Source organism: Microcystis sp. LE19-84.1B (assembly GCF_027531875.1).
GTDB lineage: Bacteria > Cyanobacteriota > Cyanobacteriia > Cyanobacteriales > Microcystaceae > Microcystis > Microcystis panniformis.
This window is the reverse complement of sequence record NZ_JAPZSR010000238.1, coordinates 1-1188: the sequence shown is the minus strand read 5'-3', so window position 1 is coordinate 1188 and position 1188 is coordinate 1. Positions and strand designations below refer to the sequence as shown.

At 39.8% G+C, this 1188-nt stretch carries 1 protein-coding gene; it reads left to right on the top strand.

The window, feature by feature from the left end; all coding sequences use genetic code 11:
* On the top strand, positions 1-1188 hold a 1188-nt coding region (locus O9324_RS13820), incomplete at both ends, for a group II intron reverse transcriptase (protein WP_288140474.1).

Here is a 1188-nt window from a genome sequence, read left to right as displayed (position 1 = left end):
AAGTTCCCTGAAAAGAGACATTAAACAATGGCTTAAAGCAGGAGTATTGGATAACGGCATATTTGAAGAAACAGAAACAGGGACACCACAAGGAGGGGTAATAAGTCCACTACTAGCCAACATCGCACTGGATGGAATGGCAAGATTAATTGAAACACTATTCCCCAAAAAGAAGAATAAGAATCAAGCTGTTTTAATAAGATATGCCGATGATTTTGTAGTGATTTCACCATCACTCGAAATCATTGAACAGTGTAAGACTGCCATTTCTGATTGGTTAAAGCCTATTGGTTTAGAACTCAAACTAGAAAAAACAAGAGTGTGTCATACGCTCAAACCCATTGAATATAATGGAAGAACGGAAGAACCCGGTTTTGACTTTCTAGGATTCAATATCAGGCAATACCCAACAGGAAAACATAAATCTGGGAAAACAGGAGGGAGAAGAAGCCAATTAATAGGTCACAAAACCCACATCAAACCCAGTCAAAAGGCAGTTAAAGCCCACACAGAAGCGATAAAAGGTGTAATCAAAAAAAACAAAACAGCACCTCAATCAGCCCTGATTAGTCATCTAAACCCAATCATTAGAGGTTGGACTAACTACTACTCAGGAGTAGTATCTAAAGATACCTTCAATAAACTAGACTATACAATCTGGTTGATGTTAAGGGCATGGACAGTATCAAGATGCGGTAAAGCAAGCTACGAAAAACTGAGAAACTACTTTAGACCGGGAACAGTTAAACTCAGCAATGGGAAAGAAAGACAAGAATCTTGGTTATTCCAAACCAAAGACGGTTTTCATTTATGGAAACATAACTGGACACCAATTGTCAGACATACCTTAGTTCGCCCCGACGCTTCACCTTACGACGGAAATTGGACTTACTGGGCGACCAGACGAGGACAAGCAATCGATACACCAACAAGAGTAGCTAAACTACTTAAGAAGCAACAATGCAAGTGTAGCCGATGTGGGCAGTATTTTACCCCATCGGACTTAATTGAAGTTGACCACATTCACCCTCTCAGCTTAGGCGGAAAGGATGAATACAAGAACCTTCAATTACTACACCGCCACTGTCACGATGATAAATCGGCAACTGATGGAAGCCTTAAATCATCTACATTAACATCATCTGACGTTAATGTAGATAATACAAAGACAACCAAAAGAAGTCAAGC